This window comes from Streptomyces sp. NPDC005070, from assembly GCF_053600395.1.
The window spans coordinates 1-3,139 of sequence record NZ_JBSFZS010000328.1; the positions used below are offsets into that span (position 1 = coordinate 1).

At 69.1% G+C, this 3,139-nt stretch carries 1 protein-coding gene and 2 pseudogenes; 2 read left to right on the forward strand and 1 reads right to left on the reverse strand.

Features of this window, described 5'->3' with window-relative positions; genetic code table 11:
* Positions 1-272 (forward strand): annotated as a pseudogene (locus tag ACWEBX_RS38550) (hypothetical protein); the annotation flags it as partial.
* A 116-nt stretch (positions 273-388) separates the two neighbouring features.
* Here the strand turns inward: ACWEBX_RS38550 and ACWEBX_RS38555 are convergent.
* Positions 389-2,728 (reverse strand): galactose-binding domain-containing protein, encoded by a 2,340-nt coding sequence (locus ACWEBX_RS38555; RefSeq protein WP_451889379.1) that lies wholly within the window; start codon positions 2,726-2,728, stop codon positions 389-391.
* Positions 2,729-2,929: 201 nt separating this feature from the next.
* Here ACWEBX_RS38555 and ACWEBX_RS38560 point away from each other — a divergent pair.
* Positions 2,930-3,139, forward strand: a pseudogene (locus ACWEBX_RS38560) (VanZ family protein); the annotation flags it as partial.

The following is a 3,139-nucleotide window of genomic DNA, read 5'->3' on the forward strand; positions in this document are numbered from 1 at the left end:
CAGGCGAGTGCGGTCCATCGAGGGCTCCTCTGTCGGTCGACCCGGTCGCCCCGGTCGCTGTGCTCGGGCCGCATCCCGCCGTGACGAGCGCGCTCATCGGCCCCCGGACACCGGACCATCTGCGCACCCAGCTCGCCGCCGCGGACACCGTGCTCTCCGCGGACGTGCTGGACGCGATCGACGCCGTCGTGTCCCCGGGGACCGACCTGGCTCCGCACGAGAAGTTCGACACCCCGCCCGCCCTGCTCGACCCGGCGCTGCGCCGCCGCTGACGGCCCCGGAACGGGCCTGACGACCCCGCCCGGGTCAGAGTTCCGGAGCGGGGCCGCCAGGAGTCCGTGGGTGGAACGGGCCGTGCCGGCCGGTGTGTGCTTCGATCAGGCGGTGATCAGCCGGTGTACGCCTCGATCTCGGACAACTGCCCGGCGGGCCAGCCGGTATTGCCCGTGACGAGCACGCGCAGGTAGCGGGTGGGGGAGCCGGACAGCGTGAGGGTCGTGGTGTTTCCGCTCGACGGGTCGAAGGTGTATCCCGCCGACGGCTTCAGGGTGGTGAACGTGGTGCCGTCGGTGCTGCCCTGGATGCTCAGCGTCTGGGTGCGCGTGGCCCACGCGGTTGCCGGCGGCAGCTTGAGGACGACGCGCTTGACCGCCTTGGCGGCGCCCAGGTCGACGGTGACGGACTGCGGGAAGGCGTTGTTGGCGCTCTCCCAGTAGCTGTTCGCGTTGCCGTCCACGGCGTTGGCGGCGGGGTAGACGTCCGTGTGGCTCGACTCGGCGACCGGCCGGTTCTTCGCGAGGTTCACGGTGGGGTCGGTGGGCGGGTCGGTCGGCGGGTCGGTCGGGGGCGGGGTGCCGCCGCCGGGTACTCCGCCGTTGGTCCACTTCGGGTCCGGCCAGGTGCCCGTGCAGGCCGGCGGATCGGCGTACCAGCCGCTGTTGCCCGTACCCCGGGTGATCTGGAAGCCGGAGCCTACGCAGTTGTGGATGGGATTGGACTGGGCGATGTTCGTGGCTGTGACGTTGCTGAAGGAGGCCGTGCCCGGCGCCTGGATCTGGAGGGCGTAGGTCCCGGCACCGTCGATCCGCACATGGTCGAAGTGCAGCCCGTTGGTCGCTCCCTCGATGTTCATGATCGCGGCGTAGGAGCTGTCGAGGATCTCGCTGTCGGTGACGTCGACGGTCGCGTTCAGAGGTTCGTTGAGTCCGCTGAACCAGACCGCACCGACCCCGAACTGCCAGTTGTAGTCGTTGTTCCCGGCCCGTATGAGCGTGTTGCGCGCGGCGGTGATCGTGCCGGACACGGCTGTGCCCTGGCCGGAGTTGACCCCGGGATAGCGGTTCGCGACGTGCAGGCCACCGCCGTTGGTGACGGTGTCGGCCATGACGTTGTCGGAGAGGGTGATGTCCTTGCCGCCGTACGTGACGATGTTGTTCGCGAGGATCGGCAGGACCACCGTGTCGAAGGTGAACTTGTTCCTGACGTTCGGAACGCTCTCCGCCCACATCGCGAGGCCGTCGTCACCGGTGTTCCGTACGAAGGTGTTCGTGACGGTGGAGTTGGTGACACCCATGTGGAAGTTCACGCCGTCCGCGGTCTGGTCCAGGATGCGGCTGTTCTTGATGGTGAAGTTGTTCATCGGCCCGTCCATCCAGGCCCCGCATTTGGTGTGCTGCATCCACACGTTGTCGACCGTGGAGTCGGACAGCGCGCCGCCGATGGCGTTGACCTGGTCGTCGTCCACGCGCTCGCGGATGTCGCCGATGATGGCGAAGTCCTTGAGGGTGACGTTCTTGCTGCCGCCCTGACCGGCGTACTTGCCGTAGACGCCGACGGCCTTCGACCGGTTCACCGGGTCGCGGCCGGTGAGGACGCTGTACCAGGGGCCCGCGCCGGCGAGCGTCACCTGGTCGACGACGATGTGATCGCGGACCTGGAAGGTGCCCTGCGGGATGTACACGGTCCTGCCCTGCGCCTTGCCCGCGTCGACCGCGGCCTGGATCTTGGCGGTGGAGTCCGCGGCGCCGGTCGGGTCCGCGCCGAAGTCGCCGACCACGTCGAGGGCTCCGGACGGCTTCCCGATCGGCGCGCCCACCTGCTCGAAGTCGGCGAGGTCGATGGTGAACGAGGGTGACGCGCTCGTGGAGGAGACCTGGAGCCGCACCTTGCTGCCTGCCGGCAGCGTGGAGCCGAACGAGGTGCGGGTCTCGTCGTAGAAGTGATGCGGGTTGGTGTCGCCGGGGTTGTTGTTGAAGGGATAACCCCCGTAGTACCAGCCGTACTTGGAGGTCACCGGGACACTCTTGAGCCGGTTGCCGTCGACCCTGAGGTCGAGGCTCGCGTCGCGGCCTGTGCCGGCGGCGTTGTCGGGCAGCGAGTAGCGGAACGACATGGCGTCGGCCGGCGCGGTCAGCGTGAACTCGACGTACTCGCCCGTCGCGTCCAGCGTCACGGCCTGGCGGCCGGACGCCTCGGAGGGGAGATGGCCGTAGAGCCGGTCCGGGCCGATGAGGGTGCCGTTGGTGGCGGCGTACTCGGCCTCCTGTTCCTTGAAGGGGACGGCCGCGCCCCGGCCGGAGATCCCGACGGGGGAAGGGGCGGGCACCCCCGCGGCGGAGGCGTGGGGGGCCAGTGCCACCGCGACGACGGTGCCGGTCGCGGCGAGTGCCAGCGACACGGTCACCGCCGTGCCGCGGCGCGGGAATCTGCGTTGGGGAGAGGGAGTCACAGGATGCGTCCTCAGGGCTCGTGGGGTGAGCGGACGCAAGAAGGCTAGGAGCGAAGGCAAGGGAAGTCCATGAAGGTGCGCAAGATTGATACAGACTCTCGCAATTATTCGACTGGCGTGCGGATGTCGGGGCCCCGTATATCGCCGGCCTATCGAAAACGCGATACGCCACCGCAACCGGCCGTCTCCTTCACTGGGACCATGACCCACGACGCACCCGCAGCACCGCCCCGCCGTACGCGCGGGATCGTGCTTCTCAGCCTGGCGGCCCTCGGTCTGGCGAGCGGCCTGTTCGTCATACGGCGGCCGCTCATGATGTCCGCTCCGAGATGCGTGGCCGGGCACTGGCACGGCTGCTACGACACGTTCAACGGTGTGGTGCTCATGACGCTGGTCGCGCTGCCACTGGCC